Source organism: Psychrobacter sp. TB20-MNA-CIBAN-0197 (genome assembly GCF_040309765.1).
GTDB classification, from domain to species: domain Bacteria; phylum Pseudomonadota; class Gammaproteobacteria; order Pseudomonadales; family Moraxellaceae; genus Psychrobacter; species Psychrobacter submarinus.
Genome location: NZ_JBEOPC010001412.1, coordinates 1 through 235 on the forward strand (window position 1 = coordinate 1; position 235 = coordinate 235).

The 235-nt window shown below is 59.1% G+C and carries 1 protein-coding gene; it reads left to right on the plus strand.

Going from position 1 to position 235, the window contains the following annotated elements:
- A partial coding sequence (locus AAEY83_RS18605; protein ID WP_351061670.1) for an ABC transporter permease subunit occupies positions 1-235 on the plus strand: 235 nt, incomplete at both ends.

The following is a 235-nucleotide window of genomic DNA, read 5'->3' on the forward strand; positions in this document are numbered from 1 at the left end:
CTTCTGGAAGATCACCGTGCCGCTGGCCAAGAACGGCATCATTGCCGGCTGCATGCTGGTGTTCATTCCGGTGGTCGGCGAGTTCGTGATTCCGGAACTGCTGGGTGGCCCGGAGACGCTGATGATCGGTCGCGTGCTGTGGCTGGAGTTCTTCAATAACCGCGACTGGCCGGTGGCTTCTGCGCTGGCGGTGGTGATGCTGTTGATCCTGATTGTGCCAATTCTGCTGTTCAAC